The organism is Haloferax larsenii (assembly GCF_024730625.1).
Lineage (GTDB): Archaea > Halobacteriota > Halobacteria > Halobacteriales > Haloferacaceae > Haloferax > Haloferax larsenii.
The window spans coordinates 2381778-2408363 of record NZ_CP078063.1 but is presented as its reverse complement, the minus strand read 5'-3'; the positions used below and the strand labels follow the sequence as shown (position 1 = coordinate 2408363).

The 26586-nt window shown below is 63.9% G+C and carries 28 protein-coding genes; 13 read left to right on the top strand and 15 right to left on the bottom strand.

Translation table 11 applies throughout. The features are described from left to right. Window positions 1-20 precede the first annotated feature (20 nt). Genes KU306_RS12600 through KU306_RS12590 form a run of 3 tightly spaced genes read right to left on the bottom strand, consistent with a single transcriptional unit; the run spans window position 21 to window position 2473 of the window. Entirely contained in the window at window positions 21-707 is a 687-nt protein-coding gene (locus tag KU306_RS12600) for a hypothetical protein (RefSeq protein ID WP_258302134.1), read from the bottom strand. Then, window positions 704-1240 (bottom strand): signal peptidase I, encoded by a 537-nt coding sequence (locus KU306_RS12595; RefSeq protein WP_258302133.1) that lies wholly within the window; start codon window positions 1238-1240, stop codon window positions 704-706. The genes KU306_RS12600 and KU306_RS12595 overlap by 4 nt, the downstream gene beginning before the upstream one ends. A 57-nt stretch (window positions 1241-1297) precedes the next feature. Further along, window positions 1298-2473, bottom strand: coding sequence for a SipW-dependent-type signal peptide-containing protein (locus tag KU306_RS12590; RefSeq protein ID WP_007540174.1), 1176 nt, complete (start codon window positions 2471-2473; stop codon window positions 1298-1300). 276 nt (window positions 2474-2749) lie between these two features. Here KU306_RS12590 and KU306_RS12585 point away from each other — a divergent pair, with 276 nt between their 5' ends. After that, window positions 2750-3196 (top strand): luciferase domain-containing protein, encoded by a 447-nt coding sequence (locus tag KU306_RS12585; protein ID WP_007540172.1) that lies wholly within the window; start codon window positions 2750-2752, stop codon window positions 3194-3196. A gap of 96 nt (window positions 3197-3292) precedes the next feature. After that, window positions 3293-4531 carry a mandelate racemase/muconate lactonizing enzyme family protein gene (locus KU306_RS12580; protein ID WP_258302132.1) on the top strand — a complete coding sequence of 413 codons (1239 nt, stop codon included), beginning with the start codon at window positions 3293-3295 and terminating at the stop codon, window positions 4529-4531. Window positions 4532-4594: 63 nt separating this feature from the next. Here KU306_RS12580 and KU306_RS12575 read toward each other — a convergent pair whose 3' ends face one another. Then, the gene (locus tag KU306_RS12575; RefSeq protein WP_258302131.1) at window positions 4595-5725 is read right to left on the bottom strand and encodes a citrate synthase/methylcitrate synthase; all 1131 of its coding nucleotides are present in this window, start codon (window positions 5723-5725) and stop codon (window positions 4595-4597) included. Between the two features lie 177 nt (window positions 5726-5902). Here KU306_RS12575 and KU306_RS12570 point away from each other — a divergent pair, with 177 nt between their 5' ends. After that, window positions 5903-6862, top strand: coding sequence for an acetamidase/formamidase family protein (locus KU306_RS12570; RefSeq protein WP_258302130.1), 960 nt, complete (start codon window positions 5903-5905; stop codon window positions 6860-6862). A gap of 13 nt (window positions 6863-6875) precedes the next feature. On the opposite strand, the gene galK is transcribed toward KU306_RS12570, so the two are convergent. From galK to KU306_RS12555, 3 genes are all read right to left on the bottom strand, one after another. After that, window positions 6876-8069 carry a galactokinase gene (gene galK / locus KU306_RS12565; protein ID WP_258302129.1) on the bottom strand — a complete coding sequence of 398 codons (1194 nt, stop codon included), beginning with the start codon at window positions 8067-8069 and terminating at the stop codon, window positions 6876-6878. Beyond that, window positions 8066-8590 carry an MOSC domain-containing protein gene (locus tag KU306_RS12560; RefSeq protein WP_258302128.1) on the bottom strand — a complete coding sequence of 175 codons (525 nt, stop codon included), beginning with the start codon at window positions 8588-8590 and terminating at the stop codon, window positions 8066-8068. Before KU306_RS12560 ends, galK begins: the two co-directional genes overlap by 4 nt. A gap of 72 nt (window positions 8591-8662) precedes the next feature. Further along, window positions 8663-9298, bottom strand: coding sequence for a rubrerythrin family protein (locus KU306_RS12555; protein ID WP_258302127.1), 636 nt, complete (start codon window positions 9296-9298; stop codon window positions 8663-8665). Between the two features lie 143 nt (window positions 9299-9441). Between KU306_RS12555 and KU306_RS12550 the strand changes: the two genes are divergently transcribed. Both KU306_RS12550 and KU306_RS12545 read left to right on the top strand, forming a co-directional pair. Next, the gene (locus tag KU306_RS12550) at window positions 9442-11190 is read left to right on the top strand and encodes a globin-coupled sensor protein (RefSeq protein ID WP_258302126.1); all 1749 of its coding nucleotides are present in this window, start codon (window positions 9442-9444) and stop codon (window positions 11188-11190) included. Window positions 11191-11290: 100 nt separating this feature from the next. Next, entirely contained in the window at window positions 11291-12427 is a 1137-nt protein-coding gene (locus KU306_RS12545) for an MBL fold metallo-hydrolase (RefSeq protein ID WP_258302125.1), read from the top strand. 62 nt (window positions 12428-12489) lie between these two features. Here KU306_RS12545 and KU306_RS12540 read toward each other — a convergent pair whose 3' ends face one another. The 3 genes from KU306_RS12540 to KU306_RS12530 form a co-directional block, all read right to left on the bottom strand. Beyond that, window positions 12490-12816, bottom strand: a complete 327-nt coding sequence (locus KU306_RS12540; RefSeq protein ID WP_258302124.1) for a 2Fe-2S iron-sulfur cluster-binding protein — start codon at window positions 12814-12816, stop codon at window positions 12490-12492. A gap of 134 nt (window positions 12817-12950) precedes the next feature. Then, window positions 12951-13439, bottom strand: coding sequence for a universal stress protein (locus tag KU306_RS12535; RefSeq protein WP_258302123.1), 489 nt, complete (start codon window positions 13437-13439; stop codon window positions 12951-12953). A 33-nt stretch (window positions 13440-13472) separates the two neighbouring features. Then, complete coding sequence (locus KU306_RS12530) at window positions 13473-13760, bottom strand: DUF7964 domain-containing protein (protein ID WP_007540130.1); 288 nt, start codon at window positions 13758-13760, stop codon at window positions 13473-13475. Between the two features lie 109 nt (window positions 13761-13869). On the opposite strand from KU306_RS12530, the gene KU306_RS12525 reads away from it, so the two are divergent. Beyond that, a complete protein-coding gene (locus KU306_RS12525; RefSeq protein WP_258302122.1) occupies window positions 13870-15513 on the top strand; it encodes a flippase activity-associated protein Agl23 in 1644 nt (547 codons plus the stop codon). Window positions 15514-15522: 9 nt separating this feature from the next. Here KU306_RS12525 and KU306_RS12520 read toward each other — a convergent pair whose 3' ends face one another. Continuing rightward, window positions 15523-16473 (bottom strand): transcription initiation factor IIB, encoded by a 951-nt coding sequence (locus tag KU306_RS12520; protein ID WP_007540126.1) that lies wholly within the window; start codon window positions 16471-16473, stop codon window positions 15523-15525. A gap of 141 nt (window positions 16474-16614) precedes the next feature. Between KU306_RS12520 and KU306_RS12515 the strand changes: the two genes are divergently transcribed. From KU306_RS12515 to KU306_RS12505, 3 genes are all read left to right on the top strand, one after another. After that, window positions 16615-17598 carry a lamin tail domain-containing protein gene (locus KU306_RS12515; RefSeq protein ID WP_258302121.1) on the top strand — a complete coding sequence of 328 codons (984 nt, stop codon included), beginning with the start codon at window positions 16615-16617 and terminating at the stop codon, window positions 17596-17598. Window positions 17599-17897: 299 nt separating this feature from the next. Continuing rightward, on the top strand, window positions 17898-18293 hold the full coding sequence (locus KU306_RS12510; protein WP_074792564.1) for a DUF7961 family protein: 396 nt from the start codon (window positions 17898-17900) through the stop codon (window positions 18291-18293). Next, window positions 18293-18919 carry an METTL5 family protein gene (locus KU306_RS12505; RefSeq protein ID WP_258302120.1) on the top strand — a complete coding sequence of 209 codons (627 nt, stop codon included), beginning with the start codon at window positions 18293-18295 and terminating at the stop codon, window positions 18917-18919. Before KU306_RS12510 ends, KU306_RS12505 begins: the two co-directional genes overlap by 1 nt. A gap of 24 nt (window positions 18920-18943) precedes the next feature. Here the strand turns inward: KU306_RS12505 and KU306_RS12500 are convergent, their stop codons facing one another. The 3 genes from KU306_RS12500 to KU306_RS12490 form a co-directional block, all read right to left on the bottom strand. Beyond that, on the bottom strand, window positions 18944-20599 hold the full coding sequence (locus KU306_RS12500) for a rhomboid family intramembrane serine protease (protein WP_258302119.1): 1656 nt from the start codon (window positions 20597-20599) through the stop codon (window positions 18944-18946). A gap of 158 nt (window positions 20600-20757) precedes the next feature. Further along, entirely contained in the window at window positions 20758-21036 is a 279-nt protein-coding gene (locus KU306_RS12495; RefSeq protein ID WP_007540117.1) for a UPF0058 family protein, read from the bottom strand. Between the two features lie 58 nt (window positions 21037-21094). Then, window positions 21095-21307 (bottom strand): ribbon-helix-helix domain-containing protein, encoded by a 213-nt coding sequence (locus KU306_RS12490; protein WP_007540115.1) that lies wholly within the window; start codon window positions 21305-21307, stop codon window positions 21095-21097. Window positions 21308-21492: 185 nt separating this feature from the next. Here KU306_RS12490 and KU306_RS12485 point away from each other — a divergent pair, with 185 nt between their 5' ends. Further along, window positions 21493-22086, top strand: a complete 594-nt coding sequence (locus tag KU306_RS12485; protein WP_049918588.1) for a sulfite oxidase-like oxidoreductase — start codon at window positions 21493-21495, stop codon at window positions 22084-22086. A gap of 46 nt (window positions 22087-22132) precedes the next feature. On the opposite strand, the gene KU306_RS12480 is transcribed toward KU306_RS12485, so the two are convergent. Beyond that, window positions 22133-22564 (bottom strand): ester cyclase, encoded by a 432-nt coding sequence (locus KU306_RS12480; RefSeq protein ID WP_007540111.1) that lies wholly within the window; start codon window positions 22562-22564, stop codon window positions 22133-22135. 286 nt (window positions 22565-22850) lie between these two features. Here KU306_RS12480 and KU306_RS12475 point away from each other — a divergent pair, with 286 nt between their 5' ends. The 3 genes from KU306_RS12475 to KU306_RS12465 all read left to right on the top strand — a co-directional run bounded on the left by KU306_RS12475 (window position 22851) and on the right by KU306_RS12465 (window position 26582). Further along, the gene (locus KU306_RS12475; RefSeq protein WP_258302118.1) at window positions 22851-24176 is read left to right on the top strand and encodes an isochorismate synthase; all 1326 of its coding nucleotides are present in this window, start codon (window positions 22851-22853) and stop codon (window positions 24174-24176) included. 61 nt (window positions 24177-24237) lie between these two features. Next, window positions 24238-25983, top strand: a complete 1746-nt coding sequence (gene menD, locus KU306_RS12470) for a 2-succinyl-5-enolpyruvyl-6-hydroxy-3-cyclohexene-1-carboxylic-acid synthase (protein WP_258302117.1) — start codon at window positions 24238-24240, stop codon at window positions 25981-25983. Window positions 25984-26063: 80 nt separating this feature from the next. Continuing rightward, window positions 26064-26582: a hypothetical protein gene (locus tag KU306_RS12465; RefSeq protein ID WP_258302116.1), complete on the top strand. Its 519-nt coding sequence runs from the start codon at window positions 26064-26066 to the stop codon at window positions 26580-26582. The last annotated feature ends 4 nt before the right edge of the window (window positions 26583-26586 follow it).

Genomic DNA, 26586 nt, shown 5'->3' with positions numbered 1-26586 from the left:
GCCTCGTCGACCGATTTCGGTCAGCCTGCTGCGGCCACGGTGAACGTCTCGCTTTCCGCCACCACCGCCTCTGTCGTCGCTGTCTCCGTTGTCTCCGAGTCGTCGTTGGAACTGTCGTCGGGGTTAGTTTCGCTGGTGGCGTCGGTCTCGGTTTCGTTGGTGTCGCTGGAGTCGGAGTCGTTGATGTCGCCGGTCTCGGTTTCGTTGATATCGTCGGAGTCGGATTCGTTGATGTCGTCGGTCTCCGTCTCGTTGATGTCGTCAGAGTCAGATTCGTTGATATCGCCCGTCTCCGTCTCGTTTGATTCGGTCGTGTTCGTTTCGTTCGTGTTGCTGTCGGTTTCGTTGCCGACAGTCGTGTTGGCGGCCGGGGTGTCGGTCTCGTTCGTGACGGTCGTGTTGTTGAACGCGGTCTCAGTCTCGTTTTCGTCGTCGGATTCGTCCAGCTCATCGCCCTCGTCGTCGTCCGTGTCGCCGGTTTCGTTCTCATCTGCGGCAGCGAACGCCACAGCACTGCCATCACTTGCACTCTCGAACCCGCTGCCGCCCGAATTCTCGTCGGCAGCGTCGAACACGCCGGCCGACACGACGGCGTCTGCAGTTTCAGTATCGGTGAGGGCGCTAAACGTGTATGCGCCGCCGGAGGCAAACGAGAGCATCACGACCGCGACGACTGCGAGTGCGGTTCCGTACCGGTTGACCATCATCGCTCACGCTCCTGTTTTACGAGTCCCTTCCCGACGAGCGAGTACACCTCGGACACTGCCAGAAGGAACGCGGGAACGACGATTATGGAGAGCTTACCCATCGGCGTACCCGCAAACGAGACCAGATACCCGAACTTGGGAATGCTGAAGACGACCACTCCGATGACGCGGTCGGCAGGGACGAGCCCTGGGTCGGGGTCCTCGTTCGCATCTCCCTTCGTCTCGAAGTAGATGCCGTCCGCTCGTTCGTGAACCGCGACGACGCGGTGTGTCACCCGAACGTCGCTCTGTGAGGTGAAACCGGACGGGACGAACGTGATAACGTCGCCTTCGGAGATGCGTGCTGCCGGTCGGTCGTCGACGATGATAGCGTCGCCGGCGGCGATTGCTGGAGCCATACTGCCGGTAAGCACGACGTAGCCGTGGTCGGCACCGACGACGGCGGGGACGGCGAACACCACGGCTATCGAGACACCGATGACAACGACGGCGACGAGGAGGCCCCGAAGCAGGGTTGACGGATTGAGGTTCATGTACGGAAATGGGTGGGTGCGAGACGGTGGCGGTCGCCCACCGCTCGTGGTCGGTTCTTAGTCGTCTCTGACGTCGATTTGGAGACCAGTCTCCTGGGCGGATATCGTCCCGGACAGCTCGATGGTGCCCGTGACCTCGACGCCGCCGCTGAAGTCACCGACGTCGAATTCGATGCCCTTCGTTCCGTCTCCGGACTTCGTCACCATTCCCGGAGCGGCGGCGATGCCGTTGATAGCGACGTTCGAGACTTCGACGGTCCCGCCGGATTCGGACTTGGCGATGAGCGCGAAGATGCCGGAGTCGGTCGAGGGAACCGTCCCGGTCACTGTCGAGCCGCCGCTTCCACCGAGGTTGATGCTCGCCGTCGTCGCACCATCGTACGTGAACGTGAACGGGGCACTCAGTGGTGAGCCAGTCCACGTGTACGAGCCACCGGGGTTCCCGGAGATTCGGAGTTCGTCACCAGAGCCGCCAAAGACGGCCTTCGTATCAAAGGCCTTGTCAGAGGCGGTCCACGCGGGGAAGCCATCGAAGCGCGAGTTGCCGCTCACGTCGCCGTAGCTGTTCGACCCGCCGTCGATTGACGTTCCGAGGACCGCCTGCATCATGTCGAACGCGAAGTCGACGCTGATGGTGTCGGTCATGATAGTCGAGGGCGCGGAGGCGGGCAGTTGCCATTCGAGGACGAACTTCACTTTCTCACTCGGTGCCAGCGGGTAGTGGACAGCGAACGTCTTGCCCGACTGGAGGCGGTTCGACGCCTTGCGGAAGACGTCGTCACCGAGATACGTCCGGTCGCCAGTGGCGAGGTCTTCGAAGTACATCCGAACCGTGAGATACTCGGGCAGTTCGGAGTCGGAGTCCGTGTCGCCTGCTTCGCGTTCCATCTCAGTCCGGCCGTTCTCTCTGGCGTTGACGTCGGTGATGCGAACGTCGACTGCACCGCCGGTGCTACTGCTGTTGTCGTTCTTGAGGTGAACCATCCCGGAGCCACTCTGCCCCGGCACGATTCCCTGTGCGTTGAGGAGCCTGACGTTCGAGTCGCCGAACGAACCCGGCGACCCAATCTTGAGGTCGAGTGTCCCCGCGTAGATACTGTTCCCGTTGCTCGTCTCGGTATCGTTGAGCGCGGCGATGGTTCCCGCCCCTGCTGTCGCAGACGCGACGCCGATGACCGCGAGTCCACCGAGTACTTTCCGCCGCGAAAGTTCGATAGTGTCCTTTGATGACATTACGTGAGTCCCTTCGTCAGACTGGTGTTTCGTTACTTCACGACTACCAGCGATTCAGAACCATCGTCGATTATGACGTGTACTCGCGGTGCTTTCAGGGAGTGTCTACCACGTCTGAGAGGCCCTGAAACCCCGACTGCGGTGCTGCGTACATATCAGATACAATGAGGTTTACCTCGGAAATCTGGATATAACTGTGTTCACGAATACCGCCCATCACTGAGCGTCTGTGTGGGTGACAACCTCGCTTATGCTCTCCCCTGTCGTACTACTAGCATGACTGCAGCAGTCGACCGTATCGTCTCTCGGGTCCTCCGGTGGCCCGGAGTCGAAGTCGAACCACACAGATTCGGTGGCACCGAGTTCGTCGTCGCGGGCAAGGAGATTGGCCACGTCCACGACACCGGTCTCGTGGACCTCGCGATTACGAAGCGAGTCCGAGATGTCATCCTCACGGAAGGACTCGCAGATGCACATCACGTCCTCCCGAACTCGGCCTGGGTGAGCTACCGGGTTCGTGGCGAACGTGATATCACGGGCGCGATGCGACTCCTCAGACTCGCGTATCTCTGGCGACTCTCCGCGCTTCGGCGTCGTGGCTTCGACCTCGACCCGACGTTCGACGCCCACCGCGAACTTCGACGCCTCGACCTCCCCGTCGAACTCGACACGCTCGTCCGAGATACCTTCGGCGACGCATTGAATCGGCAGGCGTACGCCTAATACCGGCCGTTTCGGAGCCGGGACGGGCACAGAGCGACCCGTCGAACCTTGGCCGCGTCGGAAAAACTTTACTAATGACCGAGTAAACCACTACACATGGGTAAGAACTACGCGGACCTTCACGACCCGAACGCGGAGTATACGATGCGAGAGCTCTCCGCGGAGACGATGGGCGTCACCGCAAAGCGCGGTGGCGGCCGCGACGTGGAGATTACGGACGTACAGACGACGATGGTTGACGGCAACTTCCCGTGGACACTCGTCCGCATCTACACCGACGCCGGTATCGTCGGCACCGGTGAGGCCTACTGGGGAGCGGGCGTCCCGGAACTCATCGAGCGCATGAAGCCCTTCATCGTCGGCGAGAACCCGCTCGACATCGACCGTCTGTACGAGCACCTCGTCCAGAAGATGTCCGGCGAGGGCTCCGTCGAGGGCGTCACCGTCACGGCCATCGCCGGCATCGAAATCGCCCTGCACGACCTCGCGGGCAAGATTCTCGAAGTCCCGGCCTACCAGCTTCTCGGTGGCAAGTACCGCGACGAAGTGCGCGTCTACTGTGACTGCCACACCGAAGAAGAGGCCGACCCGCAGGCCTGCGCCGACGAGGCAGAGCGCGTCGTCGAGGAACTCGGCTACGACGCGCTGAAGTTCGACCTCGACGTGCCGTCTGGCTTCGAGAAGGACCGCGCGAACCGACACCTCCGCCCCGGTGAGATTCGACACAAGGCCGAAATCGTCGAGGCTGTCACCGAGCGCGTGAAGGACCGCGCCGACGTCGCCTTCGACTGCCACTGGACCTTCTCGGGTGGCAGCGCCAAGCGCCTCGCCGCGGCTATCGAGGACTACGACGTGTGGTGGCTCGAAGACCCCGTCCCGCCGGAGAACCTCGAAGTGCAGGAAGAGGTCACGAAGTCCACGCTCACGCCCATCACGGTCGGTGAGAACCGCTACCGCGTGACCGAACTGCGTCGCCTCATCCAGAATCAGGCGGTCGATATCGTCGCGCCCGACATGCCCAAGGTCGGCGGCATGCGCGAGACGCGGAAGATTGCGGACGTGGCGAACCAGTACTACGTCCCGGTCGCCATGCACAACGTCTCGTCGCCCGTCGCGACGATGGCCTCCGCGCACGTCGGCACGGCGATTCCGAACTCGCTGGCCGTCGAATACCACTCCTACGAACTCGACTGGTGGGAGGACCTCGTCGAGGAGACCGTCATCGAGGACGGCTACATCGAGATTCCCGAGAAGCCGGGTCTCGGTCTGACGCTCGACATGGACGCTGTCGAGGAGCACATGGTCGACGGCGAGAGTCTCTTCGACGAAGCGTAAGCCGAGAACGTTCTTCTGCGGTTTTCTCTTCGCAGACACCGACTGCGCAGTGACTTCGCCGACTTACCGCTCTTCGACCGGCGTCCACGTCCGCCCCTTTTCGCCGACGTAGTGACTCCGGGGTCGGATGATGCGATTGTCGGCGAGTTGTTCGAGACAGTGTGCCATCCAGCCGCCGACGCGGGAGATAGCGAACGTCGTGGTAAAGAGCTCCTTCGGGATGCCGACGCCGTGGAGGAGCGCGGCGGTGTAGAACTCGACGTTCGTTTCCAGTCGCCGACCCGGTTTGTGGTCGGCCAGCATCTCGACTGCGACGTCTTCGAACTCCTGGACGGTGTCGAAAAACTCGGTGTCGCCGCTGTCTTCGTAGAAGCTCTCCGCCGCGGCCGAAAGCACCGCAGCGCGGGGGTCGCGGACGCGGTAGACGCGGTGGCCGAAACCCATCAGGCGCTCGCCCGCGTCGAGTTTCGCTTGGACGTACGCTTGCGGGTCGTCCTCGTCGGCGACCTCCCGAAGCATATCGAGGACGGGTCCGGGTGCGCCACCGTGGAGTGGCCCTTTGAGCGTCCCGACAGCAGCGGTGGCCGCCGAGACGACGTCCGATTCGGTCGAGACGACCACGCGGGCGGTGAACGTCGAGGCGTTGAGTCCGTGGTCGACGACAGTGTTGAGATAGGTTTCGAGGCCGCGAACGGCGGCGTCGGTCGGCTCCTCACCGTTCAGCATGTAAAGGTAGTTCGCGGCGTGGCTCAGGTCGTCGCGGGGTGCAACTGGGTCCTCGCCCTGTCGATACCGCCAGTAGGTTGCGACGATTGTGGGAAAGACGGCGACTGCGCGCTTTGCCGCGGATTCGTTTGAATCGGCGTCTGTGCCGAGACTCGCCGCCGCGACACCCATTCGCAGCGCATCCATCGGGGGTTCGTCCGCCTCGGCGGCGCGTTGGAGGACGTCACGCACCTCGGAACCGATTTCGCGTCGTGTTGCGAGGTCGCTCCGGAACTCGTGGAGCTCTGTCGCCGTCGGTAGCCTGTCGTTCAGAAGCAAGAAGACGCTCTCTTCGTACGTCGCGTTCGCCGCCAGTTCGGCGAGCGGGAACCCACCGATGATGAGTTTGCCCTCCTCGCCGTCGATGTAACTCAGTCTTGTCTCCGCGACTGCAATCCCTTCGAGGCCGCGGTTGAGCTCGTCACCCATGTGTTTTGATACCATTTTACCACCTTATGTAATTCGATTTACTGTTGTTGCAGACAGTTTGGTCAGAACCGGGCTGAGATGGTAGACGAATTTCCGCTCGCGTCGCAAAACTCCCAATGTTCGAGTTCTCGGACGCCTAGCTAGCTTTTGTCACTTCGCCACGTTATATGCTAGCGCATGTCGTCTAATTTCACCGTCGACCACGAACTGACCGCCGCCGAAGAGAACATCCACAACAAGTGGGACAATCGACTCGAACCGCTCGTGACGGTGGACCCGGGTTCAGTCGTCCGCTTCGAGTGTCGGGACGCACTCGACAGGCAAATCACACCGCAGTCCACTGCCGAGGACTTCGCAAACGTGGACTTCGACCCGGTTCACCCGCTCACGGGACCGGTCGCCGTCGCAGGCGCGGAACCGGGTGACGTACTCGCCGTCGAGTTCCTCGACTTCGAACACAAAGGGTGGGGCTATACGGGCTATTTCCCCGGTGGAATGGGGTTCGGCTTGCTGCCGGAGGACTTCGAAGAACCAGGCCTCCACGTCTGGGACCTCGACGACGAGGTGGCGCACTTCGTCGACGGTATCGAAGTCCCACTGGGCATGTTCGCCGGCGTCTCGGGTGTCGCCCCCGCCGAAGACGGCGCACACAACACGCTCCCGCCGCGCGACACCGGCGGCAACATGGACATCAAGCACCTCACAAAGGGTTCGACGCTCTACCTCCCGGTCGAAGTCGAGGGGGCGCTCTTTTCCACCGGTGACTGCCACGCGGCGCAGGGCGATGGCGAGGTCTGTGTGACCGGTATCGAAGCACCGATGTTCGTGACGGCGCGGTTCGACGTGCTGAAAGGGAAATCCATCTCGCAACCCGAGTTCGAGACGAGCGGACCATTCACCCCGACAGGGATGGACGAGCCGATGTACGGCACCTCGGGCGTCGCAGACGACCTGATGGTCGCCACGAAGAAGGCGATTCGACACATGATTTCGCACCTGCAGGTCGAACACGGACTGACCGCTGGCGAGGCGTACATCCTCTGTTCGGCCGCGGTCGACCTCAAGATAAACGAAGTCGTCGACGCGCCGAACTGGACCGTCTCGGCGTACCTGCCGGAGAGCATCTTCCCTGAGTAAGAGTAGACGGTGGTTAGTCGGACATAACCAGTCGAACACCACCGCTGGGACGGCAGGCGAACACGTCGGCCGCGTCGCCGACTCGGCTCGAAACGCTGGCGCGAATCTCGCGTTCGACTCGGTCGAGTTCCGAGCCATCGACCAGCGCGACGGCACTCCCACCGAAGCCGCCGCCGGTCATCCGCGCGCCGTAGACGCCCGCTGTCTCGGACGCGAGTTCGACGGCGGCGTCCAACTCGGCGCAACTCACCTCGTAGTCGTCGCGGAGGCTCTCGTGACTCTCGTACATCGCGTCACCGACTGTGTCGAAGTTACCCGCTGCCAACGCCTTCCGCGCGGTTTCGACGCGCTCGTTCTCCGACACGACGTGTCTCGCCCGGCGGTAGTGAACGTCGTCGAGGGCGTCGGCGTGGCGTTCGAGCAGGTCGGTATCGACATCTCGGAGCGACGTGAGGTTCGAGTCTGACGCCGCTGCGAGTGCGGCGACCGCCTCGCGACACTCGCGTACTCGGTCGTTGTACCCGGAGTCGGCAAGTTCGTGGGAGACGCCGGTGTCGACGACCAGAATACCCACGTCGCCGCCGAACGCGACGTGTTCGAACTCGCGCGAACGGCAGTCCAAGAAGAGCGCGGAGTCGGGTTCGCAGAGCCCGGACGCAAACTGGTCGAGGATGCCGCATTCGACGCCGACGCCCTCGCGCTCGGCCCGCCAGCACGCGAGCGCGAGGTCGGTCGGGTCCATGGTCGCGTCTGCGACCCCGAGCAATGACTGGCCGACCGCGAGTTCGAGTGCTGCGGACGACGAGAGCCCGGCACCAGATGGCACGTCGGAGGCGATTGCGAGGTCAGCGCCGGGGAGGGTGACGTCTTCTCGGAGGACTCGGGCGACGGCGGCGACGTAGGCGGCCCATCCATCGGGGCTGTCGTCGGGTGCGAACGTCGCCGTCTCCCCGAAGTCGGTCGCGTGGGCACGAATCACGTCGTCGTCTCGGGGCCACGCGGCCACGGCGACGTGTCGGTCCACGGCGAGCGGGAGACAAAGGCCGTCGTTGTAGTCTGTGTGTCCTCCGACGAGGTTCACGCGACCGGGAGCGACTGCAAGAACCGGGTCGGACGCGTGCGGGCGGTCGCTATCGAATGCGGCACGCAGTCCGGCAATCGCGCGGGATTTGGGGTCCGACTCGGGGTCGGAACTCGGTCCAGTCATTCGATGTCACCCCCGAGTCGCTCGGCGATGTGGCGACCCATCTCTCGTGGGTTGGCTTCGACTACCCGAAGTTCGTCGCCGACTCCGACGCGGCCGGGTGCGACGACTTCGGCGCAGATACCGCCGCGTTTCTCTCGGAGGGCGTCGCCAACGTCGTCGCCGACGAGGTCCGCGAGGTGTGCACAGGGCGGTCGGAGCTTCGTTCCGCGGAGCGTCGCCTCGCCGAGGTCGAACGTCGCATCGAGGAGCGTTTCGAGGTCGACGCCGCGAACGACGATATTGCGACGGTGGACGCCATCCGAGAGGTCGAGACCGAACTCGGTTCGGGCGTCGTCGAGGAAGGCGGCATCGACGAGCGTCACTGCACACCCGTCTGTCGCCGAGTAGTACCCCGTGCCGTCGCGGTAGCGGTCGCCAACGAGGCCACCATCGCACAGTTCGACGGTGTCGTGGGCGACCATCGGCGAACCTTTCGAGGGCGCGGTGTAGAGTTCCTCGACGCGCCCCGTCTCGGTTTTCATGCGTCCGGCTAGCACTGGCGGGGACGAATAGGTTCGGTTGCGTCGTTCGGCCGTGAGCGGGATGGCTGCGACTCAGCAGAGTGGCTTGGGGTCGACGCCGAGTTCGGCGAGTCCGTCGGCGTAGTCGTCGTAGGCGACCTGTATCACGTACTCGGCGACCATCTGCGCGCGTTCCCAGTCCTCGTCTGATTCGCACAGGTCGTCCAGGAGGTCGAGTCCGGTCGTGAGCGTCGCGTCCGTCTCGCGTTTGAGGTCCCGAAAGAGGTCTGCACCGGCCGGGTCCGCTTCGTTGATGAAGAAACTGATGACCTGCGTGTGGGTCCGAAGCGACACGACCCCGCGACCGACCATCCCGGCCGCAACGCGCTCGATGGTGTCGTCGCGCCCGCGGAGATACGCGTGCATCGGGCCCGGTTCGTCTGGAAGTTCGATATCTTCGTCGTGGCGTTCGAGGACGCGCTGGAGGTGTTCTGCTTCCTGTTCTGCGGTCGATTCGAACGCCGCTCGCGCCGAGTCGACCGCCTCGTCGGCTGCCCACTCGCTGAAGGTTTCGCGGGCCGCGTGCTCGGAGAACGCAGCGGCCCGGAGCACGGCTGGCTCGGAGAGGTCCGCCTCGGTCAACGCGATGAGGAGTTTCGACGAGCCGAGTCGGTCGAGTTCGGTCTGTTTTGCGTCCTCGACCGCGTCACGAAATGCATCGGCGTCCATGCGACGACGCACGTTCCCCACAGATGTTAACGTTCTGTCCAAATCGCCGTGTCGATGCGAAATAATGTCCCCGCGCATCGAGGGTATCAATCGTGATACTGCGTAGTGAGGATTGAAATAGTGGAATCTGTTCAATACCGGCAATGGCTGACTCCTCCGAACAAGTAACGGCTGACGCGAGGGCGCGCGTCGACGGAGAGCACCTTCTCTCACGATTGAATATCGACGCAAAAGAGGTCGAAGAGCGCAAATCGTTCGTCAGACTTTCGGACGACGACGAACGCCTGCTCGAATCGTTGGAACCGCTCTTCGACGACGTCGCCGACGAGTTCGCAGAGGAGTTTTACGACCACCTCGGCGAGCACGCTGGCGCTGCCGCGTACTTCGACCGGTCGACCAAGACGACCGAGATGCTCCAAGCCGACCAGGCGGCGTATCTCCGCGCGCTGGGTCGCGGCGAGTACGACACCGACTACTTCGCGAAGCGGGCGCGAATCGGCAAAATCCACGACATGATAGACCTCGGCCCGAAGTACTACCTCGGGGCCTACTCGGTGTACTACGAGGGCATTGCCGAGGCAATCGCCGAGGACGTGAAAGCGGAGTTCGGTGGAACCAGCGCGTCCGCAAGTGCCGACGAGTCGGCTGACTCCCCCGTCGAAGCACTGCTCGGCAAATTCCGCGGTGACGCCACAACCGAATCGAACGTCGAAGACGCGGTCGATGCTGTCGTCGAGCGATTCATTCCGGTGTTGAAACTCCTCTCGTTGGACCAGCAAGTCGCGATGGAGACGTACATCGACTCCTACAGCGAGACGGCCCAGCGGGAGGCAGAACAGCGTCGCCAACTCGCAGAGGAGGTCGAAGCCGACGTTCGAGAACCCGTCGAGACGTTACTCGAACGTTCGCAGGAAGTGACGGACCGAGCGACCCACATCGAGGATATCGCCGACTCGCAGGCCGAGGACATGTCCACGGTCGCTGCCGAGGTCTCCGACATGAGCGCCACTGTCGAGGAGATTGCGGCGACGGCCGAAGAGGTCGAGCGAACGAGCGCCGACGCGGCAGAACGCGCGGCCGAGGGCGAAGACGCGGCAGACGAGGCTATCGACGTCATGCGCGACGTGAGCGAGGCGGCGGAGACGGCGTCGGAGGACGTCCAGCAACTCCACGACAGAATCGACGAAATCGACGAGGTCCTCGAAGCCATCAACGACATCGCAGAGCAGACGAATCTGCTCGCACTCAACGCGTCTATCGAGGCGGCCCGCGCGGGCGACGCCGGTGAAGGATTCGCCGTCGTCGCAAGCGAGGTGAAGAACCTCGCCGAGGAGTCACAGGCACGCGCGACCGAAGTCGAAGAGACGGTCGACCAGATTCAAGTCGAGGCACAGGAGACCATCGACAGTCTCTCGCAGACGACCGACCGCCTCTACGACGGTATCGACCGAGGAGAGGACGTGATGCGGAGTCTCACGGACATCTCTGCGGCGGTCGAACAGGCGACCGCAGGCGTCAGCGAAGTCGCGGCCGCGACTGACGACCAAGCGGTGAGTGCAGAGCAAATCGCGGATATGGTCGAACGAGCGACCGAACACGCCACGGACGTCTCCGACGAAATCGGTGAGGTTGCCGACGCCAACCGCGCTCAGACCGAGCAAGTGCTCGCGATTCGCGACGCAACCCACCGACTCACTGAACTGGACGAGACCGGCGGGGCCTCTCGCCTCGATGCCGCGACGCCCGGGTCAATGCCCGATGCGGCGTCAGACGCTGTCTCCGGGGCTGCTGACGGGCCGTCCGGCGTCGATACGATTCCGGGGTCGGTCCAAGACGGGTCGATAGACGACCCACCGGCCCACTTCCGCAACGACGGCGGCGAAGACCAGTAACGGACGGTCATCGGCGTCTGCTGCTGTCTCTCTCGGAGGCTCCGTTTTTCAGCTCCTTCCCGCGGTGTGTTCTTACGTCGGGCGACCCTACGACCCCGATATGTCCCCAGAGACGCTTGCACGACGACTCAAGCGTGGTGAACCGACGACCATCCTCGACGTTCGGAACCGCGACGAGTTCGAGGAGTGGCACGTCGATGGTCCGAGCGTCACCGCGACGCAGATTCCCGCGGTCAAGTTCACGCAGGCGGAGGTGCTCGGCACCGTCGACGAACTCGCCGAGCAGTTCGCTGACGCGCCCGACCCTGTCGTCGTCGTGTGCGGCGAGGGGAAGGCGAGCGACCACGTCGCCGACCTCCTGAACGAAGTCGGCGTCGAAGCCGAGAACTTAGCGACCGGTATGGACGGCTGGGCGCGGGTGTACCTGTCCACAGAGATACCACACGCCGACGCGACAGTGCTCCAGTACGACCGCCCGTCGAGTGGCTGTCTCGCCTCGCTCGTCGTCTCCGGTGACGAGGCCGTCGTCGTGGACCCGCTGCGCGCCTTCGCCGACCGATACGTCGAAGACGCGGCCGACTTGGGTGCCGACATCGTCGCCGCCATCGACACGCACGTCCACGCCGACCACGTGAGTGGCGTCCGAGCCGTCAGCGACCGCACCGGTGCAGAAGTCGTCCTTCCCGCAGGTGCGACCGCCCGTGGTCTCGACTTCGACGCGCGACTCGTCGAAGACGGCGACACAGTGCCCGTCGGCGACACGGAACTGGTCGCAGTCGCGTCGCCCGGACACACCTCGGAGATGACCGCCTACCGACTCGGTGACCTACTTTTCGTCGGCGACGGGCTCTTTCTGGAGAGCGTCGCCCGACCGGACCTCGAAGACGGCGACGAGGGTGCGCCCGAGGCCGCCAGACGACTGCACGAGACACTCGTCGGGAGGTACGCCGAGTTCGACGGCGACACGCGAATCGCACCGGCTCACTACAGCACGCAGGCGACGCCCGAAAACGGGGCGTACGTGGCGACGCTCGACACACTTCGAGAGCGTCTGGAGGCGCTCTCGATGGACACCGACGAGTTCGTCGAGTTCGTCCTCGCCGATATGCCTCCTCGCCCGGCGAACTTCGAGCGCATCATCGCGACCAACCTGGGCCGACAGTCGCTCACCGACGACGAGGCGTTCGAGGCGGAACTGGGGCCGAACAACTGCGCGGCGACAGTTCCAGACGCGTAAGTGAAGAGGAACGGACCAGCACCCGCCCACACCGGGCGAGCGTATCTCCGAAGAACCCGTCGTTAGTCGTCGTCAGCGACAGCGCCGGCGGCGGCGGCGTCGTCTTCGATACTCGGCGGGTAGACGCCGCGTTCGAGTTTGAGGTCGCTCTGGGGGCGTGCCATACAGGTGAGTGCGTACTGCTCGGCCTCCTCGTCGGTCAAACCGCGGGCCGCAGGCTGGGTAACTTCGCCTTCGAGTATCTCCGCGGAACAGGCGAGACACATCCCGACACGGCAGGAGTACTCCTGTGCGATGCCCTCCTCGATACACGCTTTCAGGATGGTCTGTTTGTCGGAGACGGTGATGGTCTCGCCGGTCCCGACGAACTCGACGGTGTAGTCAGTCATACCTCGGGATATGAGCGACCCCGACAAAACTGTTTATCAAAGGTTGACCGGAGGTGTAGTTTAGTCGCCACAGAGGGGACGAATTGGGATGGTCGGAAACGAATTGGGGCGGTCGGCTGACCTGTGTCTTCGGACTACGCGGTCTCCGCGTCCTCGGCGTCGGCCATCTCGTCCGTCTCGTCTTCGTCTCCTGTTTCCTCGTCCATCCGAACCGTGAGAACCGGAACCGGCGAGGTGCGGACGACGCGCTCGGTCACGCTGCCGAGCAGGTAGTGACTCAGACCGGTGCGTCCGTGGGTTCCCATGACGACGAGGTCGATGTCGTGAGACTCGATGTAGTCTCGAATCGACCGGTACGCAGTCCCGGTCGTCACCTCGGCGTCGGCGTCGACGCCGGCGTCCTCGGCGGCATCGAGGATGTGCTTGGTCGCAACGTCGCCCTCGCGTTCGAGGGCGTCGATGACGACGTCTGCCCCGGCGTCGAGCGACGTGTAGATACTCGTGTCGACGACGTAGAGCGCGTGCAGTGTCGCACCGTAGGTCTCAGCGATATCGAGTGCGTGCTCGATGGCACGCTCGGCGGCTTTACTTCCGTCGGTCGGCACGAGAATATCGTCGTACATGACAGTTGTATTTGGGATGCGGCGGAGTTAGTTCTACTCCTCGTTCCCGTCGTCGTGGAAGGAACGAACCGCCTCCTCACAGGCTTGCAGGCCGTCGATTCTGGCGGTCTCCTCGTCGAGTTCGACGGTGTCGACGACCGTCCATCCCTGCCGGTCGTCGTAGGCGACTCCTTTGACCCACGACGCGGTCGCAAACAGCAGTCCGCGCGCCGGCTCTTCGCTCTCGATAGAGACGACGAGTTCGAACGCGTCAGACCGATTCAGCGACGTCAGTTCGGAGGCTTCCAGTGGACGCGGCGGAAGCGATTCGATGAGCGCCATACCCGTCACCTACCGGGCCGGTAGGATGACGCTTTCGAACGCGACTGTGGGACGACGACGACTCGATTGTTCCGAAAACACCTTGCCGCCCGCGGTGTCACGTCACCCCATGATTCCCGCTCGCCTCCGGCGACGAGTCGACCGCACAGGGCTCGCCGTCGGTGCGATGGTGGTCCTCGCACTCGCGGTTCGCCTCGCCGCGCTCGGGTCTCGGCCACTCCACTGGGACGAAGCCCGAGTCGGCTACTGGAGTCTCAGATATCTGGAGTCTGGGTTCTTCAGCTACCGCCCCGTCGCTGGCGGCCCGCTCGTCTACCTCCTCGCCCGACCGTCGCTGGCCCTGTTTGGCACGACCGACTTCGCCCTCCGGCTCCCGTTCGCCCTCGCCGGAGCGCTGCTTCCCGGTGCCGCGCTCCTCTTTCGAGCGCGACTCGATGACGACGAAACCGTCGCACTCGCCGCGATTCTCGCCCTCAATCCGCTCCTCGTCTACTACGGCCAATTCGCGCGCGGTGACGTCCTCGCGGCGGGCTTCGCCCTGCTCGTCCTCGGGTTCGCCGTCAGGCTCCTCGACGGCGGCAGCAGATGGAACGCCTATGGACTCGCGGCGGCCGCAGCGCTCGCTATCGCCGCCTCGGGCTTCGGCATCGTCGCGCTCGCGTGTCTCGGCGTCGCTGGTCTTCTCGTGTTCGACCACGCCGCGCTCGTCGCTTCCTCGCGGCCGGTCGCGACGCGACTGGGTGAGCTCGTCGCACGTGCTCGCGGCTCGGCGACGCCAGCGGCCCGGGCGTTCCTCGTCTTCGTCGGTCTGTACGTGTTCACGTTCGCCCCCCGTGCGGGTGAGACCGACGCTGCCGGTCTCTACACGCCGGGAACGATACTGGCCGCGCTCGATGCGGCGCTTTTCGGCTCTGTTCGGCGACTCGTCGGCGTCCGCGTCGTTCACCGATACCCACACTACACTCACGAGTACTTCCCGTATCTCGGTGACCTTCTCGGCACGCTCGCCGTCGCAGCAGTTCCGCTGTCGATACTGGCGCTCGGCGCGTTCCTCGTGGACAGATACACTGCGAACGGACCGCGCGCACTCGTCTCTGTGGGCGCGTACTGGGCCGGGACGGCACTGGTCTTCGTCCCGATGCTCTCGGAGGTTTCGGCTCCGTGGCTCGGCGTGCACGTGGTCGTCCCGCTCGCACTTCCGGGAGCGGTCGCGTTGGCGGCCCTCGTACGATGGGGACAACGTGCGTTCGACGCGGGCGACGCCTCGCGGGTCGCTGCCGCGGTGTTGATTTTCGGTGCGCTGTTCGCTCAGACCGGGGCAGTCGCCGCCAGCGAGGTGTACGGACCGACCGAACGCGACACCGACCTCGCACACTACGCCCAACCGAACGCGGAGTTCACGTCCTTCCGAGAGAACGTGTCGGGCTGGATTGGGGAGACAGACGACGCGGGCGCGGACGTCCTCTACTACGGGAGTTCGATGTACGTCGCAGACACGGCTGACGCCTATCCGCCGGTGCCAGCTTCGTGGGGCGAGCGATTGCCCGTCACGTGGTACGTCGCTCGCGAGGATGCGGACACACGCTCGGTTGCGAACGCGGCCGAACTCCGGACGATGTCGGACGTTCCCTCGGTCGTCATCGCGCCGGCGACCGAGCGCGGAACGATAGCGCCGCTGCTCGATGGGTACGTCGCGCACGAATACGACACAGCTCTGTGGGGGCGGGGCGTCGTGGTGTTCGTTAAAAACTGACGACGGACGTTAGCGGAAGCCCATCGCTTCGATTTGTTCCTGGTACCGGTTCCGGATGGTGACTTCGGTCACCTGCGCGACGTCGGCGACTTCGCGCTGGGTCTTCTTCTCGTTGCAGAGAAGCGATGCCGCGTAGATGGCTGCGGCGGCGAATCCGGTCGGCGACTTGCCCGAGAGCAGGCCCTGCTCTGCGGAGACGTCGATGATTTCGGTGGCCTTGGACTGAACTTCTTCGGACAAATTGAGCGCGGATGCAAAACGAGGGACGAACTGTTTGGGGTCGACGGGTTTGAGTTCCAACCCGAGTTCCTGCGAGATGTATCGGTATGTTCGTCCAATCTCCTTCTGCGGAACGCGAGATACCTCCGCGACTTCGTCGAGCGAGCGCGGGATACCTTCCTGACGGCAGGCGGCGTAGAGCGCCGACGTGGCGACGCCCTCGATGGAGCGCCCGCGAATCAGGTCTTCGTTGAGCGCGCGGCGATAGATGACCGACGCGACCTCACGGACCGACCGCGGAACGCCGAGTGCCGACGCCATGCGGTCGATTTCGCTGAGTGCGAACTGCAGGTTTCGTTCACCAGCGTCTTTGGTTCGAATTCGTTCCTGCCACTTTCGCAGGCGGTGCATCTGCGACCGCTTCTCCGAGGAGAGCGACCGTCCGTATGCGTCTTTGTCCTTCCAGTCGATGGTCGTCGTCAGCCCGCGGTCGTGCATCGTCTCGGTAATCGGCGCACCGACACGAGACTTCGATTGGCGTTCCGAGTGATTGAACGCACGCCACTCTGGACCACGGTCGATTTGACGCTCGTCGAGAACGAGACCACAGTCGTCACACACCAGTTCCCCCTGGTCTGCATCGGTGACGACCTGGTCGGACCCACACTCCGGGCAACTTAGTTGCTCGTCCTCCTGTGCCGTTGCCTCCTCACGTTGACGCTGCCGGCTCGGACGTTCCATTAAAAGGTTTCTGGTGGAGCTCGAATTTAAACCTTTGTATCAGAAATATTATACAGCACGCTGTCTAGCGATTCGCCTCTCTCGCCGGTCGACCTGTCTGACTCACCTACTTATAATGTTCCTTGACCAACGGTGAATCGGATGGTCAGACGTGCTACCGCGACACTCGTTGTCGTGATTCTCGCGGTTCTCGCGGGATGTCTCGGCGGCGGAATTGGTCAGACAGATACCACGACGAGTACGGCGACGAGCGCGACGACGACACCGGCCCCGACGACACCCACGGAGAGAGCCGACCCAGCAGAGAGCGACGTGACCGTGGAGGTCGTCGAAGTTGTCGATGGCGACACTATCAAAGTCGTCATGCCCGACGGCGCGCGCGAGACCGTCAGGTTGCTCGGCGTCGATACGCCGGAGGTGTACGGCTCGAACACACCCGACGAGTTCGAAGGCGTCCCCGAGACCGAGGCGGGCGAGGCCTGTCTCCGCGAGGCTGGACACGACGCCAGCGACTTCGCAAAAACGCGCCTGTCGAACCGAACGGTCGGTCTTCGGTACGACGAGAAGGCGGGCGAGCGCGGCTACTACGGGAGGATTCTCGCCTACGTCGTCGTCGACGGCGCGGAGTTCAACTACGAGTTGCTCGCCGAGGGACACGCGCGGTTCTACGAGAGTTCGCTCGAAGAGCGCACGCGGTACGAACGCGCAGAGCGCGATGCGCGTGAGCGCGGTGTCGGCTTGTGGTCGTGCGCGACCGAAGGAGGTGCTGCCGAAGGGACCACCGCAACGAACGAGTACGGGCTCAGCATCGACGTCGTCGCCGACGCACCCGGCAACGACAACGACAACCTCAACGGGGAGTACGTGACGCTCCGAAACGGTGGCACGGAGACGCTCGACCTCTCGGGGTGGACCGTCTCGGACGCGGCCGGTGCGTCGTACACCTTCGCCGAGGGAACCGAACTCCCGGCCGGAGAGACGCTCACGCTCTACACCGGGTCCGGGACGGACACTGAGACAGACGTGTATTGGGGACGCTCGGGTGCGGTCTGGAACAACGGTGGTGACACGGTGACTGTGACCGACTCGTCGGGATCGACGGTGGCCACGTACACGTACCAGTAGGCGCTACTCCAGTGAGACTGGAAAGAGTCCTACTCCAGTGAGACCGGGAAAAGCGCCACCCCAGTGAGACCACGCGTTGGAAAAGCTCCCCCAGGGGTGTTGTGCGACTCCACACTCCGCCGTGGGGAATGGGGGTGAAGCGTGTGACCCCCGAAGTACGTTCGGCCTCCGCCCTCATTAGTCTCTAGCCTGCCGTTTTGAGCCGACTGAGCCGAATTCCTCCCGAAATCTCCTGCCCTATGATTACTACTGCGCATTCACAAAGCTATATGTATAACTAGAGAATATGTGTGGACGACATGAGCACCCACGACACCTCGGACGTGAAAGCAGCGCTCTCGACCACCCGCTCGACCGACCTCACCCCTGTCGTCCTCGACGCGTCGAACCTCGATTCGACCGCCCCGTCGCGGCTTCGGGACCTGAAAGCCGGACTCGCCGACGAGGGCTACCTTCCGGCCGAACTCGTCGTCGAAGCGGAGTTCTGCGAAGACGACCCGCTGGCGATTCAGTCCGAGTCCGACCGTCTGCGTGAGTACGTGCGCGCGGCGTCGTTCCTCGGTTCCGGGCGTATCGTCGTGGACGTGGCCCGGTCGTGTCGCCCGGAGGACGAGGAGTCGGCGCTGGCCGCCCTCGAAGAACGGGCCCACCGCGAGGGTGTCGCTTTTGAGGTTCGCCACCGCACGAACACCTGATGGCAACCAAGGCCGCGTTAGAGGCGCAACTGGCGGTAGTCGCTGGCTTCGAAAACCCGAAAGTCGCCCTCGAACAGTACCCCACGCCGCCGGACCTCGCGGCGCACCTCGTCCATCTCGCCGACCTCCGCGGTGACATCGACGGGAAGACGGTCGTCGACCTCGGGACCGGGACAGGAATGCTCGCTCTCGGTGCCGCCCTCCGGTCTCCTGCGCGCGTCTTCGGCGTCGAACTCGACGCGGACGCGCTCGAAACCGCCGTGGACAACGCCCGTCGCGTCGGCGCAAGCGCCCCCGTTCACTGGGTCCGCGGCGATGCGACGAGACTCCCGCTGTGTCTCTCCGAGCACGAACCGGTGACAGTCCTGATGAATCCACCGTTCGGTGCGCAAAACGAGAACGCGCACGCAGACCGCGCGTTCCTCGAAACCATCGCGTCGCTCGCCGACGTCTCCTACTCCGTCCACAACGAGGGCAGCAAGGAGTTCATCGAGGCGTTCGCCGAGGACGCCGGTGCCGAGGTGACCGACGCCTTCCGGGCGACCTTCGACCTCGACCACCAGTTCGACTTCCACGAAGACGAGCGACGGGAACTCGACGCCGAAGTGTTCAGAATCGAGTGGTGACGCGGTCGTCCGGCGGGGCGCTCTTTAATTATACGTCTCTTCCCGCGCGACTCGAACGCGCGTCCCTCGATGCTCGGCGAAGACGAACTGCTCGTGTCTGACGAATCGGATGTCGTCGAGGGTCGTGCTGACGTTCGCTGTGGGCATCGGTCCGCGGACGGTCCCCCGGTCTGACGAAACTCGGAGGTCGTAGCCCGCGTCCGTCGGGACGACAGAGATGTTGCGTCCGGCGACGACGGGTTCAGCCTGTACGGGTCCGGTCTTGTGGGCGAGGACGGTCTCGTTTCCTGTCGCGAGGAAGACGCGATACGCGGACGTTCCCGTGCCCATGACGACGTAGCCATCGCGGGCGGCGACGGCCTCGTCGCGCCAGCCGACGCCGCCGAGTCTGACGACCGACCGACCGTCGAACGCGAGTCGGTTTTTCGAGACTGCCGTCGTCCAGATACCACGCTGTTCGCTCTTGACGACGACGCCGGACGTGTTGGTCGTCGTCGACTCTCCGAAGAGTTCGATGTCGAACGCGGCGGTCAGTCCGTTCGGAACGTCCTCGACGTAGGTGATTTCGTAATCTCTCACGTCGACGCTTTCGCCGGGCAGGTCGTCGGACGCGGCCGTGAACATGTTGGCTGGAATCGCCGGTCCCGTGAGTGCCGACGTGGCGAGGAGGAGTACGGCAATCCCGACCTGCCACCGGTGTGCGGACCCGACCGACCCGGTCGGTGCGTTCGCTCGAATCGGCCGGTTAGAGGAGGCGACGGTGAGTGCCACGAGTATCGCCAACATGATGACGAGGGCCAAGCCGACGGCACGGAAGAGGACGAACGTCTCGGACCCGCGGAACCAGTAGACGGCCCACATCGACTCCTGGACCGCAAACAAGAGGACTGCGGCGAAACTTCGCATCGCCGTCGGTTGGGGGCCGTCGCGACGACGCAGGACCCAGATGCCGAGCATGACGCCGAACAGAAGCCCAATCGCGTGCCCCTGCAGGGCGATTTGTGCCCACCACGGCGTCGAGAACACGGGGCGGGCCGTGGCAGTCACTTCGGGCGAGAGCATCGCGTCGTAGAACAGACGGACGACGCGACCCGAGAACAGTGCGAGGATGGTCGTGATGGGTCGCGTGACGAGTGCGAACCCGCCGAACGCGAAGACGACGCCGGAGAATCCGATGACGGGACCGAGCGCGAACACCGAGGTCAGGAGTCCGACGACGAACACGCCCGCAGGGAAGAGGAGGAAGGCGCGAACGTAGGGGTTGGTGCGATACGACCCGAACGAGGTCGACCCACGTCGCCTCGGGTAGTGTCCGAGCGCATACTCTGCGACAGGAGCCAGCGTCAGCGTTCCAATCAGGTTACCGACGAGGTGTCCGGCGCTCGAATGTGAAAACGGTGCGCTGAGCATCCCGAGTGGGTAGAAGTACGACCACGCCCGGAACGGAATGACGATTGGTCGATACCACGACGACCAGCCGTCCTGCAAGAAGAGATACACTGCCAGGACGCCACCGATGGTGACGAGCGTGCCCCACGGAACCCCGAAGAGGAAGCGTCGGCGAAGCGTTGCTGTGAGACGGTTGGGCCGGTCGACGAGAGCGAGCGCTCCGATAGCAACGAGAAGTGCGAAGACGACCGCAAGCCGGTGGAGCGGCACCCAACCGGGGATGTCGAGCATTTGCTACCAGTCACCAGCAAACGAGAGGTTAAGAAACCAGTGGGAAAATCGTGTCACGTGCTATCGCGAAGCACGAAGTGGACGAAAGTGAGCTCCGGCAGTCGGTTCTGGTGTGACTGATGCCGGCGGCGGGCAGTGCTGCGAGCGGGGGGACCCGTTCAGATCTTACCTTCGGCGTCGTCTGCGAGTTCTTCCATACGCTTTCCGACGCGGCCGGCACTGGAGAACTCGTCTTCGCTCATCGCGGTGGCGAGGGCGTTCCCGAGGACGAAGACGGCGTGTTTGTGTTCGCTCTTCGATTTGTGGACGTGGGACGGCTCGACGCCGAGTTCGTCGTACGGGTCGAACAGCGTGTCGTCGACGTGATTGCGGGATTTGAAGTGGTCTTTGATGATAACCATCTGTTCGTGGAGCTCGAGCAGTTCGTCCTTGTGCATGAGGGTTGCTTAGGTTCGACGGTGGTTTAAGAGTTATTGGGGCGGGCTGTCATTCGGCTCAGAAGACGTACTCGTCTTCGTGACCCATCATCCCGTCGTCTTCGTAGGCCCGGTCGTCGTCCGACATCGGGCCGCTGGTCTTGTACGCACGAATTCCGGTCGACAGGAGGTCCTCGATTGCCTCGTCGCGGTTGACGAACTCCCCCTGTTCGACGAGCTGCACGATTTGCATCTCCAGGTGTTCCGGAACGGTTATCTCTACTTTCGGCATCTGAACGTCCGACGGTTTGAAAGGGCCGTATTTAAGTCTGCCGGGGGGACAATTCGGATTCTCGAATTGTTGGTTACGGATTGGTATGTTTCTTTTTACCATCGGTGGACGTTCGTTTTCGAACACCGAACCGACCGCGCTCTCCGAGTCGGTACAGATAGGTGCGTCGGGTCGAAGATGCGACCATGAGCAAGAACGTCACGCACCTCCACGAAGAGTTCGATGGAGACCGCCTGCCGCCGGGACAGCGCGAGACACAGCGGTTCCCGGTCCTCTCGAAGAGCGGCACGCCGTCGTGGGACCCCGAGACGTGGTCGTTCGAGGTCTGGGGCGCGGTCGAAACCGAACTCGACCTCTCGTTCGAGGAGTTCCAGTCGCTTCCCTCCGAGACGCAGGTACAGGACTTCCACTGCGTCACTGGCTGGAGTAAGTTCGACTGCGAGTTCGAGGGCGTCACGTTCCCGACGCTCGCCGAGGAAGCGGGCGTCGTAGGCGACGCGGTCCACGTCATGTTCCACGCGCTCGACGGCTACACGACCAACCTCCCGCTCGACGAGTGCATGCGCGACGAAGTAATGTTCGTCTGGGGGTACGACGGCGACGACCTGCCCGCGGACCACGGCGGCCCGCTCCGCGTCGTCACACCGCACAAGTACGCCTACAAGGGCGCGAAGTGGGTGACGGGCGTCGAGTTCCTCACGGAACCCGAACGCGGCTACTGGGAGAAACGCGGCTATTCGAACACGGCGAATCCGTGGAACGAAGAGCGGTACAGCTAACGCCCGAGTTCTTCTCCGTTGGAAAAAGTAGGTCGTCGCCGACCCACTATTGGGGTGCTTCGACGACGCCGAGCTGCTGCATCATGCTCATCATGTCGATAACTGACCAGCCCTCGACGACCGTTCCATCCTCGAACCTCCCAATGCTGATTCCTTGGACCTCGATGGTCTTCCCGGTTGGTTCGATGCCCATCAGTTCACCTTCGTGTGTCCCTCTGAGCGTGTAGCGCGTCACCACTTTGTCACCCTCCGAAATCAGGTCCTCTGTGGTCACGTCTAAATCCGGGAACGCCGACCGAACCATCTCGACGTTCTCTTTGTACCCCTCCGGCCCGTGAATCGGCTGGGGTGATGCGGCGTTGTGCTCGACGTAGTCGTCGGAAACGTATCCGTCGATGACATCGAGATTCCCTTCTCCCCAAATCTCGTCGTTCGACTGCCGGACTAGCTCCTTGTTGGTCTCCTCTGTTGCTGCCATTAGCTCCCCCTCCTTCGTGACGTTCGTCCCAGCTACTCCCTTCGCAATCACCCTCCCGCTCCAACCACTCTCGCTTCCGTCTCTTCTCCGAAACGAACGTCGTCTAGACTATCGGTGTGCAGTATGTTAACTCTCTGCACTTCTGGTGCACGAGAGCCATCGAGTGCGACTGTCATACGTATCGACGCTCGATTCTGTCGGCCATTGCACGTGTCTGTTCACGGGTCGGTCAAATATTGGAACAGAAGGGAGAGTTTCAAGCGTCCCCGGTCCTGAGCCTCGTTCGATGGAACCGTTGCGGACCGACGAGGTGGCTACATCCCTCGTCAGCAGGTCGGCTCGACTGTCTGTGCCGTCGGTCAGGGCGGCCCTCACGGCGGTCTCTCGCCCGCGGACGTTGTGGACCGCTCCCGACGAACCGACAGTCGTCGGCGGGGGTGCAGCCGTCACCGTCGAGGCGGACGGCCCGGACCGTCTTTCGTGCGTCCGCGAGCGGGCGACCGAACTCCTCGACGGTGCCGACGTCGACGCACCCGACGTCGCCCGCCCGCGCTTCTTTGGCGGTCTCGCCTTCCACGAGGAGGCGACCGGCCGCGACCCGTGGGCCGACTTCCCGGCGGCGCGCTTCGTCGTCCCCGAAGTCCAACTCGTCTTCGCCGACGACGGAGTGTGGCTGACGGTCACTGACGTCGGTGCCGACGCCGGTGCGGTCGAGGCTCGCCTCGACGAGGTCCGAGCAGACCTCGACGCGCTCTCTGCTGTCGACCCCGACGGACCACCCGGCGTGGTCGGTCGGCACCGAACGACGTCACTCGATGCGTGGCGCGAGAGCGTCGACGCCGCCGTGTCGCGCATTCGCGCTGGCGACCTTCGAAAGGTCGTCCTCGCGCAGGCGCTCGACGTGGAACTCGGCCGCCCGGCGTCGGTGCCGGACCTGTTGGCTCGCCTCGGCGAGACGTATCCCGAGTGTCATCGCTTCCTCGTCGAACCCGCGACGGGAGCCAGTTTCCTCGGCGCGACCCCCGAGCGACTCGTCTCGCTTCGCGGGCGCGATATCGAGACTGGCGCGCTCGCCGGGACGACGGGTCGCGGCGACACCGACGACGAAGACGCGTGGCTGGCGAACGAACTCCTCGCGAGCGAGAAGGACAATCACGAACACGAACTCGTCGCCGAGACGATTCGCGAACAACTCGACCCGCTTTCGGCCGAGGTTCGCGTCGGCGAGCGCGGCATTCGCAAACTCGCGACCGTCCAGCATCTCTGGACGCCTATCGACGCGACCCTCGAACGTGACGAGCACGTCCTGTCGCTGGTCGATGCACTCCACCCGACGCCCGCAGTCGGCGGGTTGCCACCGGCCGACGCACTCGGAGTCATCCGCGAGACGGAACCGTTCGACCGCGGCTGGTACGCGGCTCCTGTCGGGTGGTTCGACGCCGACGGGGACGGAAGCTTCGCCGTGGCGATTCGCTCGGCGGTCGTCGACGACTCGCTGGCAACGCTCTTCGCCGGTGTCGGCCTCGTCGCCGACTCCGACCCCGACGCCGAGTGGGACGAAGTGCAACTGAAGTACCGGCCTATCCTCGACGAACTCGAACGCGAGGCGTAGCCGGACCGCCGTATCGCTCCGTGAGACGACGACTGAGACGAGATTATCGACACGAGACGAGATGACAGCACCGAATCGAAACGCCCTCTGGGCACGGACGTTCGTCGACGAATTGGCTCGCACCGGCATCGACGCGGTGTGTATCGCACCCGGCAGTCGCTCGACCCCGTTGACGGAGGCGTTCGACGGCCACGACGACATCGAGACGTTTTCACACCTCGACGAGCGCTCGGCGGCCTACTTCGCGCTCGGGCGCGCCCGCCGAAGCGGCGATGTGACGCCCATCGTCTGTACCTCCGGTACTGCGGCGGCGAACTTCCACCCCGCCGTCATCGAAGCGTCGCAATCGCGCGTTCCGATGCTCGTGCTCACGGCCGACCGCCCGCCGGAACTCCGTGACAGCGGTGCGAACCAGACGATAGACCAGGAGAAGCTCTACGGCGACGCTGTCCGCTGGTACAAGGACATGCCGGAACCGGAGGCGACCGAGCGCAAACTCCGAAGTCTCCGAACGACCGCGGCGCGCGCGCTCTCTGAGGCGACTGGCGCCGACGGCGGCCCGGTCCACCTCAACTTCCCGTTCCGGAAGCCCCTCGAACCGACCGCTGTCGAAGACGACATCCCGAGCGGGCTGTCCCGCGAGGCGCTCGACGGCCGCGACGACGACCCGTACGTCAAGACGACCGGCGGCGTCCCCGAACTCTCGGAGGACAACCTCCGAAAACTCGCCGACGAACTGACCGCCGACCGCGGGCTCATCGTCGCTGGCCCGGCCGACTCGCCGGGATTCAACACCGAGGCCATCGCCGCGCTCGCACACGCGACAGGGTTCCCCATCGTCGCCGACCCGCTCTCCGGCCTCCGGTTCGGGGGCCACACCCGAACGACGACAGTTCTCGGCGGCTACGACGCCTATCTCGACGAGCGCGTCACCGACGACTGGCCAGACCCCGAAGTCGTCGTTCGAATCGGTGCGTCACCCACCTCGAAACCGCTCCGAAAGTACCTCGCGCGGACTGATGCCCGACAGTATCTCGTCGACCCCGCGGGTCGCTGGCGAGAGGCCGAGTTCACCGCGACCAATCTCGTCGAGGCCGAACCGTCGGTGCTCGCGTGGCGACTCTCCCAACTCGTCCGCAACCGCCCCGATTCGGAGTGGAATCAGCTGTGGACCGACGCCGAAGCGACACACTGGGACGCTGTCGACGCCGAAACCGACGGGTTCGAGGGTCGCGTTGCGGCCGACGTGGCCGACCTCGCACCCGAGCCATCGACCGTCTTCGTCTCGAACTCGATGCCCGTCCGCGACCTCGACCGCTTCGCTCGTCCCTCGACGAAGGCCCGGACGGTCCTCGGGAACCGCGGTGCGTCCGGTATCGACGGCATCGTCTCGTCGGCGCTCGGTGCCGGGTCGGCGACAACCGACCACCTGACGCTCCTGACCGGTGACCTCGCGTACTACCACGACATGAACGGCCTGCTCGCGCTCGGTCGCCTCGGTGTGGACGCGACTATCGTCCTCGTGAACAACGACGGCGGCGGCATCTTCCACATGCTCCCCATCGAGGAGTTCGAACCGCCGTTCACGGAGCAGTTCAAGACGCCCCACGGCCTCGACTTCGAGGCCACGGAGGACCTGTACGACCTCTCGTTCGACTCGGTCGAGATGGACGACTTCCGCGACGCGTACGCCGAGTCGGTGGCGAGCGTCGGAACTGACGTTATCGAGGTTCGGACCGACGCCGAAGACTCCCATCGCGTGCGCGACGACCTGCGCGAGCGGGTCGTCGAAGAGTTGTCCGACTGAGTCTCGGTCGTTCTCTCTTTCCTCTCCCTCCATTCACATCAACCGACTGACTTTTCAGCCGCGGATTGCATCGTAGTCGTATGCCCTCCACGCGGACCACTTACGTTGCTGCAGTCGTTGCCGGGTTGTTGCCGGTCGTACTCTCGTTTCCGTATTTCAATCCATTCGCCGGGCTTCTCACCGGTGTCTCCACCGCGGTTGCAGTCCTATTGCTTTCCGACATCGCTGACAATGGGTATTCGACCGAACCCCAGCGGTGGGTGACGCTCGCGGCCGTCGTCGGTGCCTGTCTCTTCTTCGGAGACGGCCTTCTCTCCGCGCGCCCAATTCTCGAGTCGTTCGTTCCGATGCTTCTCCTCCCACCAGCGGCCATCGCGGTGTTGATGCTCGGTCGCCTCTCGTTTCCTGGCTATCCCGAGTCGCTGGGCCGTCGCCGGTCGCTCACGACCGGACTCGTCGTGAGTAGTCTCGTCGCGTACGGGGCGTTTCACGGCGCTGTCGGGTTGCTTGCGGGCATTTCGACTGGCGTCCTCGCCGGTCTCGTGTCGTGGTTGACGAGCCCACTCGGACCGCTGCTTGACACGGCCGACGATAGCTGAGTGC

Excerpts from the sequence above, each read along its gene's own strand:
- galK (WP_258302129.1), bottom strand. The coding sequence starts at position 8,069 with ATGACTGGACCGAGTTCCGACCCCGAGTCGGACCCCAAATCCCGCGCG.
- KU306_RS12500 (WP_258302119.1), bottom strand. The coding sequence starts at position 20,599 with ATGCTCGACATCCCCGGTTGGGTGCCGCTCCACCGGCTTGCGGTCGTC.
- KU306_RS12540 (WP_258302124.1), bottom strand. The coding sequence starts at position 12,816 with ATGACTGACTACACCGTCGAGTTCGTCGGGACCGGCGAGACCATCACC.
- KU306_RS12585 (WP_007540172.1), top strand. The coding sequence starts at position 2,750 with ATGACTGCAGCAGTCGACCGTATCGTCTCTCGGGTCCTCCGGTGGCCC.
- KU306_RS12485 (WP_049918588.1), top strand. The coding sequence starts at position 21,493 with ATGAGCAAGAACGTCACGCACCTCCACGAAGAGTTCGATGGAGACCGC.
- KU306_RS12505 (WP_258302120.1), top strand. The coding sequence starts at position 18,293 with ATGGCAACCAAGGCCGCGTTAGAGGCGCAACTGGCGGTAGTCGCTGGC.
- KU306_RS12550 (WP_258302126.1), top strand. The coding sequence starts at position 9,442 with ATGGCTGACTCCTCCGAACAAGTAACGGCTGACGCGAGGGCGCGCGTC.
- KU306_RS12580 (WP_258302132.1), top strand. The coding sequence starts at position 3,293 with ATGGGTAAGAACTACGCGGACCTTCACGACCCGAACGCGGAGTATACG.
- KU306_RS12480 (WP_007540111.1), bottom strand. The coding sequence starts at position 22,564 with ATGGCAGCAACAGAGGAGACCAACAAGGAGCTAGTCCGGCAGTCGAAC.
- KU306_RS12515 (WP_258302121.1), top strand. The coding sequence starts at position 16,615 with ATGGTCAGACGTGCTACCGCGACACTCGTTGTCGTGATTCTCGCGGTT.
- menD (WP_258302117.1), top strand. The coding sequence starts at position 24,238 with ATGACAGCACCGAATCGAAACGCCCTCTGGGCACGGACGTTCGTCGAC.
- KU306_RS12475 (WP_258302118.1), top strand. The coding sequence starts at position 22,851 with ATGGAACCGTTGCGGACCGACGAGGTGGCTACATCCCTCGTCAGCAGG.
- KU306_RS12595 (WP_258302133.1), bottom strand. The coding sequence starts at position 1,240 with ATGAACCTCAATCCGTCAACCCTGCTTCGGGGCCTCCTCGTCGCCGTC.
- KU306_RS12560 (WP_258302128.1), bottom strand. The coding sequence starts at position 8,590 with ATGAAAACCGAGACGGGGCGCGTCGAGGAACTCTACACCGCGCCCTCG.
- KU306_RS12530 (WP_007540130.1), bottom strand. The coding sequence starts at position 13,760 with ATGGCGCTCATCGAATCGCTTCCGCCGCGTCCACTGGAAGCCTCCGAA.
- KU306_RS12465 (WP_258302116.1), top strand. The coding sequence starts at position 26,064 with ATGCCCTCCACGCGGACCACTTACGTTGCTGCAGTCGTTGCCGGGTTG.
- KU306_RS12495 (WP_007540117.1), bottom strand. The coding sequence starts at position 21,036 with ATGCACAAGGACGAACTGCTCGAGCTCCACGAACAGATGGTTATCATC.
- KU306_RS12535 (WP_258302123.1), bottom strand. The coding sequence starts at position 13,439 with ATGTACGACGATATTCTCGTGCCGACCGACGGAAGTAAAGCCGCCGAG.
- KU306_RS12600 (WP_258302134.1), bottom strand. The coding sequence starts at position 707 with ATGATGGTCAACCGGTACGGAACCGCACTCGCAGTCGTCGCGGTCGTG.
- KU306_RS12545 (WP_258302125.1), top strand. The coding sequence starts at position 11,291 with ATGTCCCCAGAGACGCTTGCACGACGACTCAAGCGTGGTGAACCGACG.
- KU306_RS12490 (WP_007540115.1), bottom strand. The coding sequence starts at position 21,307 with ATGCCGAAAGTAGAGATAACCGTTCCGGAACACCTGGAGATGCAAATC.
- KU306_RS12525 (WP_258302122.1), top strand. The coding sequence starts at position 13,870 with ATGATTCCCGCTCGCCTCCGGCGACGAGTCGACCGCACAGGGCTCGCC.
- KU306_RS12575 (WP_258302131.1), bottom strand. The coding sequence starts at position 5,725 with ATGGGTGACGAGCTCAACCGCGGCCTCGAAGGGATTGCAGTCGCGGAG.
- KU306_RS12590 (WP_007540174.1), bottom strand. The coding sequence starts at position 2,473 with ATGTCATCAAAGGACACTATCGAACTTTCGCGGCGGAAAGTACTCGGT.
- KU306_RS12510 (WP_074792564.1), top strand. The coding sequence starts at position 17,898 with ATGAGCACCCACGACACCTCGGACGTGAAAGCAGCGCTCTCGACCACC.
- KU306_RS12520 (WP_007540126.1), bottom strand. The coding sequence starts at position 16,473 with ATGGAACGTCCGAGCCGGCAGCGTCAACGTGAGGAGGCAACGGCACAG.
- KU306_RS12570 (WP_258302130.1), top strand. The coding sequence starts at position 5,903 with ATGTCGTCTAATTTCACCGTCGACCACGAACTGACCGCCGCCGAAGAG.
- KU306_RS12555 (WP_258302127.1), bottom strand. The coding sequence starts at position 9,298 with ATGGACGCCGATGCATTTCGTGACGCGGTCGAGGACGCAAAACAGACC.